We start from the raw sequence: 14,032 nt of genomic DNA on the forward strand, positions 1-14,032 counted from the left end.
GAGTGGGCCTGGGGCGAGGCTGATGTCATGGCCCTGATGGCCGCGAAGTGCGGGGTCTCGGACGACCCCGGGTGTGTGAGCGGGGCCGACGTGATCGACCCCGAGCGGACGCTGGCCGGGCTGGAGGCGTTCGCGGGGCGGCTGGGGGAGGCCGCCGCCCAGGGGGTTCCGGTGCTGTTCGGGACCGGGCATCCGCACCGGCTGCTGGATTTCTACGCCGATCTTGCAGACGCCCTGTCGGCGGCGGGATGCCTTGTCCTCGCACCCGCGCAGGGGCGATGTGTCGACATAACGACCCGGTTCGGCGTACGCACGTACAACCTCGACTACGTACGAGGCGTCGCGCTGGTGCGCGAACCCGGCGCACGCGGACCCGTGAGTGATACCGGCGCACACAGCCATTCTCCCCTCCCGGTTAGGGTCGCCCTCGCTGCCGCAGAGGAGGGCGGAGGGCCCCTTCCCGGTCTGGTCGTGGGGGACCACGGATGGGTCTGCGGCGCAGGTCAGTTGGGGTTCGAGGCCATTGGGCTGGCGGATACGGATGACCCCGCGCTGTTCGTCGGGGAGGCCGAGGGGCGGGTGTCCGTCGCCGTTCCGCTTGATGATGCGGTGCGGTCCGATTACTACCGACCGCTTACTCGCTATGTACTCAATCGAGCGTGTCTGTCACGGTAGGCGTCGGATAGCTGCTCCTCTTCCCCACTCGCATCACCCGCCCCTAGTCTGGGAGTGAGCGCACAACGACGAAGAGTCACCGGAGGGGAAGCCGGTGCGCGTCGGGTGCGGAAGGTACAGGTGGGTCATGGCTGCTGGCGAGAGGCCTCTCAACGAGGTCAAGTTTCTGACCGTGGCGGAAGTCGCCTCGGTGATGCGAGTGTCGAAGATGACCGTGTACCGCTTGGTGCACAGCGGTCATCTGCCGGCGATCCGGGTGGGCAGGTCCTTCCGGGTTCCGGAGCAAGCGGTTCACGAGTACCTCCGCGAGTCCTTTGTGGGGGTGGAATCGGCCTGACGGTGGCCTCGGATTACGTCCCTCACTCGGTGGCGGGTAGGCTAGGCCCTCGTAGGTCGTGTGGGCCCAGACGCCCCGCACCGAGTGAAGAGAAGTGAGCGAGGGTAGTCGTGGGCTCTGTTATCAAGAAGCGGCGCAAGCGGATGGCCAAGAAGAAGCACCGCAAGCTGCTCAAGCGCACCCGCGTTCAGCGTCGCAACAAGAAGTAAGCGGCAGCTGTACGTGAATCCGCAGCCCTTCCACCGTCATGGTGGGAGGGCTGCGGTGCGTGGTGGGCCGTTTGGCTCATACGCCCCATGTAGCCCGTGCGTGTCTGCTGTCACTTCGGCCGCCGTGCGGTCGTCACAGCGCAACCCGCACCCGCTACGGTGGCGCCAGGGGAGACCGAGGGAAGGCGCTGATCTTGGGCAAGGTCGTGCTCGTCACAGGTGTGGCCCGGCAACTGGGCGGCCGTTTCGTTCGTCGCGTCCAGCGTGATCCCGACGTGGACCGGGTGGTCGGCGTCGACGCGGTCCCGCCCGAGCACCATCTGGGTGCCGCCGACTTCGTACAGGCCGACATCCGCCAGCCGGCCATCGCGCGCGTGCTCGCCGAGCACGGCGTCGACACCGTCGTGCACATGGACGTCACCGGTACGCCGCTGGGCACCGGCGGCCGCGCGTCGGTGAAGGAGACCAACGTCATCGGCACGATGCAGCTGCTCGGGGCGTGCCAGAAGTCGCCGACCGTGCAGCGGCTCGTCGTGAAGTCCACCACGAGCGTGTACGGGTCTGCGCCGCGCGATCCCGCCGTCTTCACGGAGACGACGCCGCCGAAGTCGCTGCCGAGCGGAGGCTTCGCCAAGGACGCGGTCGAGGTCGAGGGGTACGTACGGGGCTTCGCCCGACGGCGGCCCGACGTGGCCGTGTGCGTGCTCCGGTTCGCCAACATCCTCGGGCCCGGCGCGGACTCCCCGCTGGCCGACTACTTCTCGCTGCCGGTGCTGCCGACCGTCTTCGGGTACGACCCCCGGCTGCAGTTCGTCCATGAGGACGACGTCATCGACGTGCTGCGCGTCGCCGCGCACGACGCGCGGCGCGGCACGATGAACAGCGGTACTTTCAACATCGCCGGTGACGGTGTCGTGACGCTCTCTCAGTGCTCGCGGCGGCTCGGCCGGCCGACCGTGCCGGTGCTGCTGCCCGCCGTCACCTGGGTCGGGACGGCGCTGCGGACGGTGGGGGTGACCGACTTCTCGCCCGAGCAGATCCGGCTGCTGACGCACGGACGGGTCGTCAGGACCACCCAGATGCGCGAGACACTGGGCTTTGAGCCCAAGTACACGACGGCGGAGACCTTCTCGGACTTCGCGCGCAGCCGGGCCGCGGGGCTGCTGCCGCCCGAGGCCGTCGCCCGTACCGTCGACCGGCTCTCCACTCTTGTCAGCAAGGAGTGCACCTGACATGGCCGATGCCAAGGTCATCCCTTTCGGTGATGATCCGCGGACCAGGCGGGCCCGGCCCAAGCCCAAGGACGGCGGTGGTGGCGCCGCCGGCAAGGAGGCCAAGGGCAAGCGGCTTCTGGGGCGCAAGAGCGGCCCGCTCGCACCCGTACCGGAGCAGCACCCGGCGCCGGACGACGCCGCCGTCGTGGAGGCCGCCCTGGTGGCGCCCGAGGAGCCGCAGGCGGAGCCGGGCGGCGGGGGCGGCTGGGACCGGCGGATCGCGGGCGGGCTCGCGTTCCTGCGGCGGCGGCTGACCGGCGACTACGAGGTCGACGAGTTCGGGTACGACGAGGAGCTCACCGACAAGGTCCTGATGTCGATGATCAGGCCCTTGTACGAGAAGTACTTCCGGGTGGAGGTCAAGGGCATCGAGAACATCCCGTCGGAGGGCGGGGCGCTCATCGTCGCCAACCACTCGGGGACGCTGCCGCTCGACGGCCTGATGCTTCAGGCCGCGGTGCACGACACCCACCCGGCCGGGCGGCACCTGCGGCTGCTGGCGGCGGACCTGGTGTTCATGCTGCCGGTCGTGAACGAGCTGGCCCGCAAGGCCGGGCACACGCTGGCCTGTGCGGAGGACGCGGAGGAGCTGCTGCGGCGCGGCGAGGTCGTCGGGGTGATGCCCGAGGGCTTCAAGGGGATCGGGAAGCCGTTCAGCGAGCGGTACAAGCTGCAGCGGTTCGGGCGGGGCGGCTTCGTCTCCACCGCACTGCGGGCGGGGGCGCCGATCGTCCCCTGCTCGATCGTGGGCGCCGAGGAGATCTACCCGATGATCGGGAACGCGCGGACGCTGGCCCGGGTGCTGGGGCTTCCGTACTTCCCGCTGACGCCTACGTTTCCGTGGCTCGGGCCGTTGGGCGCGGTGCCGTTGCCGACGAAGTGGACGATCCAGTTCGGGGAGCCGATTCCCACGGACGGGTATCCGGCGGAGGCGGCGGAGGACCCGATGCTCATGTTCAACCTGACGGACCAGGTGCGGGAGCAGATCCAGCACACGCTGTACAAGCTGCTGGTGCAGCGCCGGTCCGTCTTCTTCTAGGCCGCACGGCTGAACGACGTGGGCCCGGTCTCCGGTGGAGAGCGGGCCCACGGTCGGTCTGCGTGCGGAGTTACGGCGCGTTCTCCTCCTCGATGCCCAGGCCCGGGAGGATGCCGGGGAGCAGCGGGGGGACCGTGACGTCCGGGACCGGTGGGGCCTTGGGCGTCTTGTCCTTGGCGTCCGGTGACGACGGGGTCGCCGTGTCGGCCGACGGCGGGTCGAGGAGGTCGCCCGGCGCGCCGCCGATCAGCCCCTCGTCCTTGGCGGTGCTGCGGGGTGCGGACGGGTTGGGCCGGGTGTCGTCGCCCGTACGGCCGCCCGAGGACGTGGTGGTGGAAGGTGCGGGCCGGTCCGTTCCGGGTGTGCCCGTACGGTCCTGGGTCGAGCCGCCGGGTCGTTCGGCGTTCTCCGGGGACTTCGGGGCGCGCGGAAGCAGTGACTGGAGCGGGGCCACCTCTTCGTCTATGGCGTCGAAGACCGAGTTCACCTGGTCGCCCACGTCGGCCAGCTGCACCGGTAGCCGCTCGCGCAGACTGCTCCACGCCTCGCGGTGCGACCTGGCGAACGACGACAGGGCCTGGATGGAGCCGATGGAGCCGTCGCGCGCGTACGCCCTGCTGAGAAGGCGGTGGCCTTCGCCGGCGTCGTGGGTCATACCGCTCAGCGTGCGCCTGACCTCGCCCAGCTGTTCGTGGTCGAGATCGCCGGCCCGGCCGCGCTCCATGAGGCGGCGAGCCTCCATGAGGCGGGTCGAAGCCTGGTCGAGATAGATCTCGCCACGGTCGGCGTCGTCGCCGGCCATGCCGAGCTTGACGTCTTCCATGCCTCGCTTCAGCCCGTACAGCGAATCACCCGGCAGGGCGTCGGAACTCGCAGCGGCCACTCCGCTGAAGGCTCCTGCGGCCACACCGACGGTGAGCCCGCCCGCAGCGATGCCCTTCGACCAGCGGGAGCGCGGGCGCAGCTTCCGGAGCGGGGAGGCCCGGTGGGTGCCCCGTCCGGTCCGCTGCTCGGGCACCGTAGGGCCCGTCGGCGCGCCGCCTTCGGCGACCATCGCTTCCATGGCGGCGATGAGCTGGGCCCGCTGGACGACTTTGACCTCGGGGTCCAACTCCGGTGACGGCAGCTCGCCGAGACCGTTCGCCAGGGCCAAGAGCCGTGTGGTCTCCGGCCCTTCGGCCGTTTCTTCGGGCTGATCTGCCGCCGTGCCCTGGGGCGTCTGTGCCTCCAGCGCTTGGGCGAAGGCGTTCGCCCGCCGGTGCGCCGATACGTTCGCGATCACTGGCGGCACCTCCTCTCGTCATGACGATCGACTCCCCTGGGGGTCCGGAAGGTTGCACGCCATGAGCACATCCACACGATCGAGTGAGTGGCTGCGGACATGGCGTGACCGCAGGGAGCCTGCATCCCGCACAACGAGCGTCTCGGCACTTGGGTTACGCGCGAAGGATGATCGGACCACAACGTCATGGTGGGTCGCTCGCACGTCACGGACGGTGACCCGTTTCGGCCGATCGGCGGGCGTGCGCGGGCGCGTTTCAGCGGGCGTCGTCGGGCAGGAGCCGGGCCAGGGTGCGGACGGCCCGGTACTGGAGGGTCTTGATCGCGCCCTCGTTCTTGCCCATGACGCGTGCCGTCTCGGCGACCGACAGGCCCTGCAGAAAGCGCAGGGTCACGCACTCCTGCTGCTGCGGGTTGAGCTTGCGGACCGCTTCCAGGAGGGCCGCGTTCGAGAGGGATTCGAGGACGGAGTCCTCCGGGCTGCGCTCGACCTCGTTGGCGTCGAGCATTTCGCCGGTGGTCACTTCGAGGCGGAATCGGCTCGATTTGAAGTGGTCGGCGACCAGGTTGCGGGCGATGGTGACCAGCCAGGCGCCGAAGTCGCGGCCCTGCCAGGTGAAGGTGGAGATGCGGCGCAGGGCGCGCAGGAACGTCTCGCTCGTCAGGTCCTCCGCGGTCGCCTTCCCGCCGACGCGGTAGTAGATGTAGCGGTAGACCGTGTCGCTGTACTGGTCGTAGAGGCGGCCGAACGCATCGGCCTCGCCGGCCTGAGCGCGTTCGACGAGGTCCATCATGCGTGCGCTGTCGCTGTCGGCGCTGGGCCGACGGGCGGTGGACGTGCCGGTGCCCGAGCCGGCGCCGCGGCTGCGTCTGCCGACCGCCGCACCGCCGTCGGCCAGGGCATAGCAGGGGCCGACAAGTGCAGGGGTGGCAAGGGCGGGGACGGCGTACGCGGTGGGGACGAAGCCGCGCAAGCGGTCCACGACCGTTGCACGCAGCGTAGCCAGGCCCGAGGCGTCAACCCCGACGTGTGGGTACACGGGACTCCCAGAGGCAGAGCTTCCAACACGTTCAGTGCTAGACCGGTCACTCGTCGTGCTGACGGGTGGGGTCCGGTATGCGTCTGAGGAGAATAACGCTTCGTACAGGCAGCGCTACACCCAGTTGCTAAAATCATCGATTCCGTCGCTTCTGTTACGTCTCGACGGCGGTTCAAGTAGCAGTTCGTGATCAGTTGTTGATCGGATCACTTCGTAATCTGCGTGATTGCTGGATGCGTTGTGCCCGAGTGGAAGTGGCGGGACTGGCGGGGAGCGCGGGCGGGTAGGGACCCGGGATTGCCCGTGCTAGCGGCGGCGGCGGTGCAGGGCCATGGCCGCGGCGGTGCCGCCGGCCAGGGCGCCGACGCCGGCGGCCGCCGGGATGCCGACCTTGGCGGCCTTGCGGCCGGTGCGGTAGTCGCGCAGCCGCCACTCGCGTTCCCGTGCGTACCTGCGCAGCTTCGCGTCGGGATTGATCGCGTACGGGTGCCCGACGAGCGAGAGCATCGGGATGTCGTTGTGCGAATCGCTGTACGCCGCGCAGCGCGCCAGCTCCAGGCCCTCGGCGGCGGCCAGGGCGCGGACCGCCTCCGCCTTCGCGGGCCCGTGCAGGGGCTCGCCGACGAGCTTGCCCGTATATACGCCGTCGACCGACTCGGCCACGGTGCCCAGCGCGCCGGTCAGGCCGAGGCGGCGGGCGATGATCGTGGCGGTCTCGACGGGGGCGGCCGTGACCAGCCAGACCTTCTGGCCCGCGTCGAGGTGGGCCTGGGCGAGGGCGCGGGTGCCGGGCCAGATGCGCTCGGCCATGTACTCGTCGTAGATCTCCTCGCCGATGGACATCAGCTCGGAGACGCGGTGGCCCTTGACGATCGACAGCGCGCTCTCGCGGGCGTCCTGCATGTGCTCGGGGTCCTCGACGCCGGCGAGGCGGAACCATGCCTGCTGCCAGGCGAAGCGGGCCAGCTCCTGGCGCTGGAAGAACTTGCGCTTGTAGAGGCCGCGGCCGAAGTGGAAGATCGCGGCGCCCTGCATGACGGTGTTGTCGAGGTCGAAGAAGGCGGCGGCCCGGTCGTCGCCGACGACGGGGAAGACCGGTTCGGGCCCCGCGCGCCCGCCGGCGTACGCCGCTTCGAGCTCTTCCTGCTCCAGCGACGTCTTGCGTGCTGCCTCGGCTGCTGCCTCTCCCGCCAGCACGCTGCGGGCTGTCGCCGAGCGCCTGCGGGGGGTGAGCCATCCCAGTGCGGCCATGTCGTGAGCATAGCCAGTCTGTTCGGTACTTCCGGACCTGCCGGGATGCGGCGGCGTGAACTCTCCGGGGCGCTGGTGTGACGGGGCGAACGGGCATGCGCGGTCCCGGGGCGCCGGACGGGGGCGAGAATGGCGTCATGAGTCCCCTGCTGCGACGTACGTATACAAAGAGGAAACCGGGCGAGCGGATGGTCACGCTGCTCGGCAAGCCGGGCTGCCATCTGTGCGACGACGCGCGGGCCGTGGTGGGCGAGGTGTGCGGCGAGCTCGGCGTGCCCTGGGAGGAGAAGGACATCACCCGGGACGAGGAGCTCAACCGGGCGTACTGGGAGCAGATCCCCGTCGTCCTCGTCGACGGCGAGCAGCACACCTTCTGGCGGGTGGACCCCGGGCGGCTGCGCAAGGCGCTGGAGGGCTGACCGGCGGGGCGGCCGGGCCGCGAGGGAGCGGCGGTCGGGGGATTCAGGTGGTTCGGGGGTGCAGGAGTGAGGAGTGTGGACGGTTTTGCCCCCTTCGGACTTTCAACGAGCTCGACCGGTGCGGGGTTCCGTAACCGGGCGGGCGGCGTGCGTGACCCCGGTCACTTTGGGCGGACAAAACGGACACCATCTTTGTGCACGCGTTCACAAAGGCATAGCCTGCATGCGACGGGGCGGTCTTGGTACATACGGCCGCCTGCAGCCCCGCTCATCCCGCAGGAGCACCGTGGCAACTGGCCGAACTCACCGACCGGCGACCCGTAGCCGAGGCATTCCCGAGGCCACCGTCGCCCGACTTCCGCTGTATCTGCGCGCCCTGACGGCGCTCTCCGAGCGCTCGGTCCCCACGGTGTCCTCCGAGGAGCTCGCCGCCGCGGCCGGGGTCAACTCCGCGAAGCTGCGCAAGGACTTCTCGTACCTCGGGTCCTACGGGACGCGTGGGGTCGGGTACGACGTCGAGTACCTCGTCTACCAGATCTCACGCGAGCTGGGCCTCACGCAGGACTGGCCTGTCGTCATCGTCGGCATCGGTAACCTCGGCGCGGCCCTCGCCAACTACGGCGGGTTCGCCTCCCGTGGCTTCCGTGTCGCCGCGCTCATAGACGCCGACCCCGCCATGAAGGGCAAGCCGGTCGCCGGGATGCCCGTCCAGCACACCGACGATCTCGAGAAGATCATCAGTGACAACGGCGTCCACATCGGCGTGATCGCCACCCCGGCGGGCGCCGCCCAGCAGGTCAGCGAGCGGCTCATCGCCGCCGGTGTGACCTCCATCCTGAACTTCGCACCGACCGTGCTGTCGGTGCCGGACGGGGTCGACGTACGCAAGGTCGACCTCTCCATCGAGCTCCAGATCCTGGCGTTCCACGAGCAGCGCAAGGCCGGCGAGGAAGCCGCCGCCGTGGCCGGCGCGGCGGACGACGTCGTGACGCCGCCGCCGCTGCGGGCCGACACGGCGGCCGCGGCCGCCGCTGCCGCCGCGAGCCGGAAGGGACCCGACGGGGACGTCCCCGCGGTGATGCCGGCATGAGTCTTCTGGTAGTCGGGCTGAGTCACCGCAGCGCTCCGGTCAGTGTGCTGGAGCGGGCGTCGCTGACCGCCGAGGCGCAGGCCAAGCTGCTCCAGGACACGCTCGCCTCGGAGCCGGCGGTCGAGGCCGCCGTGCTCGCGACGTGCAACCGCATCGAGCTGTACGCCGACGTGGACAAGTTCCACGCCGGTGTCGCCGAGCTGTCCACGCTGCTCGCGCAGCACAGCGGCGTGGGTCTCGAAGAGCTCACCCCCTATCTCTACGTGCACTACGAGGACCGGGCCGTCCACCACCTGCTGTCGGTGGCGTGCGGGCTCGACTCGATGGTCGTCGGCGAGGGGCAGATCCTCGGCCAGATCAAGGACGCGCTCGCGCTGGGGCAGGAGCTCCACACCGCGGGCCGGCTCCTGAACGACCTCTTCCAGCAGGCGCTGCGGGTCGGCAAGCGCGCGCACTCCGAGACCGGCATCGACCGGGCCGGTCAGTCGCTCGTCACCTTCGGCCTCGAACAGCTCGCCGCGGGCACCGGTATGCCGGTCGGCGAGTGGGCCGCGGGCAAGCGGGCGCTGGTGATCGGCGCGGGCTCGATGTCCTCGCTGGCCGCGGCGACGCTCGTACGGACCGGAGTGGCCGAGGTCGTCGTCGCGAACCGCACGCAGGCGCGGGCGGAGCGGCTGGCGGAGATCCTGGGCGAGGCCGGCGGTGTCGCGCGAGCCGTGCCGATGGCCGATGTGGCGCGGGAACTGACACGAGTCGACGTGGTGGTGTCCTGCACGGGCGCCACGGGTCTCGTGCTCACGGCGGAGCACGTCGCGCGCGCCCTCGGGGTGACGGCCGACCACGCCACGGCCGCGGCCTCCGCGGTGAGCCGTGGCGCGGGCGGCACGGCGGCTGACGCGGCCGCGGGGTGCCCCGTGATCGCCGATCCCGCCGGTGCTGGCGAGGCTGGTGCCGGCACTGGTGGGGCTGTCGTGCCCGCCGCGCGGCAGGGCGCCGACGCCGGTTCCATGGAGCAGCACGGCGTCTGGGCGGACAACGGCACCGCCGTGGCTCAGCCGCGTACCCGCGAGCGGGCCGGTGTGCCGAACGGCGCGCCGGTACGGCTCGCGCTGCTCGACCTCGCCATGCCGCGGGACATCGACGCGGCCGTGCACCGGCTCGACGGCGTACGGCTCGTGGACATCGAGTCGCTGGCCGAGGCCTCCGCCGACGCACCCATGGCCGCCGACGTGGACCAGGTGCGGACCATCGTGTCCGACGAGGTCGCGGCCTTCGGCGCCGCCCAGCGCGCCGCGCAGATCACGCCCACCGTCGTCGCCCTGCGCAGCATGGCCGCCGACGTGGTGACGAACGAGGTCGCCCGGCTGGAGGGGCGGCTTCCCGGACTGGACGACAAGCAGCGCGCGGAGATCACGCAGACCGTGCGCCGCGTCGTCGACAAGCTCCTGCACGCGCCCACCGTGCGGGTCAAGCAGCTCGCCAGCGAGCCCGGCGGCGCCGGGTACGCGGACGCGCTGCGCGAACTCTTCGACCTCGACCCGCAGACGGTCGCCGCCGTCAGCAGGGCCGACCTGAACGACACCCCTGACGGTGGGAATAGAGGCCGGGCATGACTACTGATGCCTTGAAGCTGGGGACCAGGCGCAGCAAGCTCGCCATGGCCCAGTCGGGACACGTCGCCGAGGCGGTGCGCCGGATCACCGGGCGCCCCGTCGAGCTGGTGGAGATCACCACGTACGGAGACGTCTCGCGGGAGCAGCTCGCGCAGATCGGCGGTACGGGCGTCTTCGTGACCGCCCTGCGCGACGCGCTGCTGAGGGGTGAGGTGGACTTCGCGGTCCACTCCCTCAAAGACCTGCCGACCGCCCAGCCGGACGATCTGACGCTGGCCGCCGTGCCGGAGCGTGAGGACCCGCGCGACGTGCTCGTCGCGCGCGACGGACTCACCCTGGCGCAGCTGCCCGCCGGATCGCGGGTGGGCACCGGCTCGCCGCGCCGCATGGCGCAGCTCAACGCGTACGCGCGGACCCACGGCCTCGACATCGAGACCGTGCCGATCCGCGGGAACATCGACACTCGTGTCGGATATGTACGGAGCGGGGAACTGGATGCGGTGGTCCTGGCCGCCGCCGGCCTCAACCGCATCGGCAGGACCGACGAGGTGACCGAATTCCTCCCGGTCGACGTCGTCCTGCCCGCCCCCGGCCAAGGGGCCCTGGCAATCGAGTGCGCCGCCACGCGCGTCGAACTCGCTGCCGCGCTCGCCGAGCTCGACGACCCGCACACGCGGGCCGCCGTGACCGCCGAGCGATCCCTGCTCGCCGCCCTGGAGGCCGGTTGCAGCGCACCTGTGGGTGCGCTGGCCGACCTGCTGGCCGACGGACAGGTTGTCAACGAAATGCGCCTGCGCGGTGTCGTCGGTACCCCCGACGGCGCCGAGCTGGTGCAGCTGTCCACCACCGGTCCCGTACCCACGTCGCACAACGACGCGATCACTCTCGGACGCGAACTCGCCGACGAGATGCTCGCGAAGGGTGCGGCCGGTCTTATGGGGGAGCGAGCACAATGAGCCCCACCACCACCTCTACGTCAGTACCTTCGGCGTTCCCCGTATCCGGGCACGTCACCTTCCTCGGCGCCGGACCCGGTGACCCCGGTCTGCTGACGCTGCGCGCCGTCGAGGCGCTCGCGAGCGCGGACGTGCTGATCGCCGAGCCGCATGTGCTCGATGTCGTGCGTACGCATGCCCGTCAGGGCGTGAGCACGCCACAGCTGACGGTGGTTGACGATGCGTCAACAGCCGCCGGTATCCCAGCGATCAGGGATGCCGTCAATCTTGTCATGGAGGCCGCACGGGGCGGCAGGCGGGTCGTCCGTGCGATCTCCGGCGACCCCGGCCTCGACGGAAACGCCGGCGACGAGATGCTCGCCTGCGCCGCCGAGGGCATCCCCTTCGAGGTCGTACCCGGCGTCGCGTCGGCGGTCGGCGTGCCGGCGTACGCCGGTGTGCCGCTGCGCGACGGGCGGGGGGCGGACGTGCGTTTCGTCGACGCCCGGAGCGCCGACGACCGATGCTGGTCCGAGATCGGGCAGAGCGACGCCACGGCGGTCGTCTCGACGACGCTGGACGCGGTCGCTGCGGCCGCCGGTGAACTCGTGTCGGCCGGGCGCAAGCCCGATACGCCGATGAGCGTCACCATCGCCGGTACCACGACGCGCCAGCGGACGTGGAACGCGACGCTCGGCACGGTCGCCCAGGTCCTGAAGCAGGCGAAGGTGCTCCCGTCGCCCGAGGGCCACCAGCCCGTCATAGCCGTGGTCGGCGAGCGCAGCGCCGCTGCTCAGCGTGAGCAGTTGTCGTGGTTCGAGTCGAAGCCGCTGTTCGGGTGGCGGGTGCTGGTGCCGCGGACGAAGGAGCAGGCGGCGTCGCTCTCCGACCAGCTTCGGTCCTACGGAGCCGTGCCGCACGAGGTGCCGACGATCGCCGTCGAGCCGCCGCGTACGCCGCAGCAGATGGAGCGGGCGGTCAAGGGGCTCGTCACCGGACGGTACGAGTGGATCGCTTTCACGAGCGTGAACGCCGTCAAGGCCGTCCGGGAGAAGTTCGAGGAGTACGGGCTCGACGCTCGTGCTTTCGCGGGGATCAAGGTCGCCGCGGTGGGGGAGCAGACCGCGGCGGCGCTGGTCGAGTTCGGCGTGAAGCCGGATCTCGTGCCGAGCGGGGAGCAGTCGGCGGCGGGACTGCTGGAGGACTGGCCGCCGTACGACCCGGTCTTCGACCCGATCGACCGCGTCTTCCTGCCGCGGGCCGACATCGCGACGGAGACGCTGGTCGCCGGGCTGATCGAGCTCGGGTGGGAGGTCGACGACGTCACGGCCTACCGGACCGTGCGGGCGTCGCCGCCGCCGGCGGACACGCGGGAGGCGATCAAGGGCGGCGGGTTCGACGCGGTGCTGTTCACGTCGAGCAGCACGGTGCGGAACCTGGTCGGCATCGCGGGCAAGCCGCACAACGTGACGGTGATCGCGTGCATCGGTCCCGCGACGGCGAAGACGGCGGAGGAGCACGGCCTGCGAGTCGACGTGCTGTCGCCGGAACCGTCGGTGCACAAGCTGGCCGAGGCGCTCGCGGCGTTCGGTACGGCGCGGCGCGAGGCGGCCATCGAGGCCGGCGAGCACGTGACGCGGCCGAGCGAGCGGCGGCCGGGGTCGCGGCGGCGCCGGACCACCTGAGGCGTGGTGAGACGTGTGGGGGTCCGGGGCGTCGTCCCGGGCCCCCACACGTCTGTCGTGCCGACGGGGTGACGGTAAAAGGGGTCGTCGGGGCGGCGTAGCGTGTTTGACATGACTGTGTATGGATCCTTCCCCGGGGCCCGGCCCCGCCGGCTGCGTACCACCCCCGCCATGCGCCGCATGGTCGCCGAGAACCGGCTGCACCCGGCCGATCTGATCCTTCCCGCGTTCGTACGGGAAGGCATCGCCGAGCCCGTGGCCATCTCGGCCATGCCGGGCGTTCAGCAGCACACGCTGGAGACGCTGCGCAAGGCGGCCGTCGAGGCCGTGGAGGCGGGCGTCGCGGGGATCATGCTGTTCGGCGTACCGGCCGACGAGAAGAAGGACGCGGCGGGCACGGCGGGGACCGACCCCGACGGGATTCTCCAGGTCGCGCTGCGGGAGGTACGGGCCGAGGTCGGCGACGACCTCGTGATCATGTCCGACCTGTGCCTGGACGAGTACACCGACCACGGGCACTGCGGCGTCCTGGACGCCGACGGGCGGGTCGACAACGACGCGACGCTGGAGCGGTACGCCGAGATGGCGCAGGTCCAGGCGGACGCGGGGGCGCACGTGGTGGGCCCCAGCGGCATGATGGACGGCCAGGTCGGCGTCGTCCGTGACGCGCTGGACACGATCGGCAAGGAGGACGTGTCGATCCTCGCGTACACGGCGAAGTACTCGTCGGCCTTCTACGGACCGTTCCGCGAGGCCGTCGGCTCGTCGCTGCGGGGCGACCGCAAGACGTACCAGCAGGACCCGGCGAATCTGCGGGAGTCGATGCGGGAACTGGCGCTGGACCTGGACGAGGGCGCCGACATGGTGATGGTGAAGCCGGCCGGGCCGTACCTGGACGTGCTGGCGAAGGTCGCCGAGGCGGTGGACGTGCCGGTGGCGGCGTACCAGATCAGTGGCGAGTACGCGATGATCGAGGCGGCGGCGGAGCGGGGCTGGATCGACCGGGAGAAGGCGATCATGGAGTCGCTGCTCGGCATCAAGCGCGCCGGGGCGAACATGATCCTGACGTACTGGGCGACGGAGGTCGCTCGGGGGATCGGGCGGGAGCGGTAGGCGTACCACGGGTTGTGCGGCGGGGTGGTTCTTGGGTGTACCACTGGTTGTGCGGCGGGGTGGTTCTCGGG

General features: G+C 70.9%; 14 protein-coding genes. 11 read left to right on the forward strand and 3 right to left on the reverse strand.

Annotation, left to right across the window (positions count from 1 at the left end):
* From E2E34_RS21480 to E2E34_RS21500, 5 genes are all read left to right on the forward strand, one after another.
* A partial coding sequence (locus E2E34_RS21480; protein WP_138903554.1) for a phosphatase occupies positions 1–675 on the forward strand: 675 nt, incomplete at its 5' end.
* Positions 676–802: 127 nt separating this feature from the next.
* A complete protein-coding gene (locus E2E34_RS21485; protein ID WP_158687078.1) occupies positions 803–1,012 on the forward strand; it encodes a helix-turn-helix domain-containing protein in 210 nt (69 codons plus the stop codon).
* Between the two features lie 110 nt (positions 1,013–1,122).
* On the forward strand, positions 1,123–1,221 hold the full coding sequence (locus tag E2E34_RS21490) for a 30S ribosomal protein bS22 (RefSeq protein ID WP_003948845.1): 99 nt from the start codon (positions 1,123–1,125) through the stop codon (positions 1,219–1,221).
* A 194-nt stretch (positions 1,222–1,415) separates the two neighbouring features.
* Complete coding sequence (locus tag E2E34_RS21495) at positions 1,416–2,453, forward strand: NAD-dependent epimerase/dehydratase family protein (protein ID WP_138903555.1); 1,038 nt, start codon at positions 1,416–1,418, stop codon at positions 2,451–2,453.
* Position 2,454: 1 nt separating this feature from the next.
* On the forward strand, positions 2,455–3,534 hold the full coding sequence (locus tag E2E34_RS21500; protein ID WP_138903556.1) for a lysophospholipid acyltransferase family protein: 1,080 nt from the start codon (positions 2,455–2,457) through the stop codon (positions 3,532–3,534).
* A 70-nt stretch (positions 3,535–3,604) separates the two neighbouring features.
* Here E2E34_RS21500 and E2E34_RS21505 read toward each other — a convergent pair whose 3' ends face one another.
* From E2E34_RS21505 to E2E34_RS21515, 3 genes are all read right to left on the reverse strand, one after another.
* Positions 3,605–4,816 (reverse strand): DUF5667 domain-containing protein, encoded by a 1,212-nt coding sequence (locus E2E34_RS21505; RefSeq protein WP_138903557.1) that lies wholly within the window; start codon positions 4,814–4,816, stop codon positions 3,605–3,607.
* Between the two features lie 256 nt (positions 4,817–5,072).
* Positions 5,073–5,855, reverse strand: coding sequence for an ECF subfamily RNA polymerase sigma factor, BldN family (locus E2E34_RS21510; protein ID WP_069927590.1), 783 nt, complete (start codon positions 5,853–5,855; stop codon positions 5,073–5,075).
* 306 nt (positions 5,856–6,161) lie between these two features.
* Positions 6,162–7,106, reverse strand: coding sequence for an HAD family hydrolase (locus tag E2E34_RS21515; protein WP_138903558.1), 945 nt, complete (start codon positions 7,104–7,106; stop codon positions 6,162–6,164).
* A 137-nt stretch (positions 7,107–7,243) separates the two neighbouring features.
* Here E2E34_RS21515 and E2E34_RS21520 point away from each other — a divergent pair, with 137 nt between their 5' ends.
* From E2E34_RS21520 to hemB, 6 genes are all read left to right on the forward strand, one after another.
* Positions 7,244–7,525, forward strand: coding sequence for a glutaredoxin family protein (locus tag E2E34_RS21520; protein ID WP_138903559.1), 282 nt, complete (start codon positions 7,244–7,246; stop codon positions 7,523–7,525).
* A gap of 286 nt (positions 7,526–7,811) precedes the next feature.
* Complete coding sequence (locus E2E34_RS21525) at positions 7,812–8,615, forward strand: redox-sensing transcriptional repressor Rex (RefSeq protein WP_138903560.1); 804 nt, start codon at positions 7,812–7,814, stop codon at positions 8,613–8,615.
* Positions 8,612–10,228 carry a glutamyl-tRNA reductase gene (locus E2E34_RS21530; RefSeq protein WP_138903561.1) on the forward strand — a complete coding sequence of 539 codons (1,617 nt, stop codon included), beginning with the start codon at positions 8,612–8,614 and terminating at the stop codon, positions 10,226–10,228. Before E2E34_RS21525 ends, E2E34_RS21530 begins: the two co-directional genes overlap by 4 nt.
* Positions 10,225–11,184 carry a hydroxymethylbilane synthase gene (hemC, locus tag E2E34_RS21535; protein WP_138903562.1) on the forward strand — a complete coding sequence of 320 codons (960 nt, stop codon included), beginning with the start codon at positions 10,225–10,227 and terminating at the stop codon, positions 11,182–11,184. The genes E2E34_RS21530 and hemC overlap by 4 nt, the downstream gene beginning before the upstream one ends.
* A complete protein-coding gene (locus E2E34_RS21540; protein WP_138903563.1) occupies positions 11,181–12,848 on the forward strand; it encodes a bifunctional uroporphyrinogen-III C-methyltransferase/uroporphyrinogen-III synthase in 1,668 nt (555 codons plus the stop codon). The genes hemC and E2E34_RS21540 overlap by 4 nt, the downstream gene beginning before the upstream one ends.
* A 111-nt stretch (positions 12,849–12,959) precedes the next feature.
* The gene (gene hemB, locus E2E34_RS21545) at positions 12,960–13,961 is read left to right on the forward strand and encodes a porphobilinogen synthase (RefSeq protein ID WP_138903564.1); all 1,002 of its coding nucleotides are present in this window, start codon (positions 12,960–12,962) and stop codon (positions 13,959–13,961) included.
* The last annotated feature ends 71 nt before the right edge of the window (positions 13,962–14,032 follow it).

It is taken from the genome of Streptomyces albidochromogenes, from assembly GCF_005981925.1.
GTDB lineage: Bacteria > Actinomycetota > Actinomycetes > Streptomycetales > Streptomycetaceae > Streptomyces > Streptomyces albidochromogenes.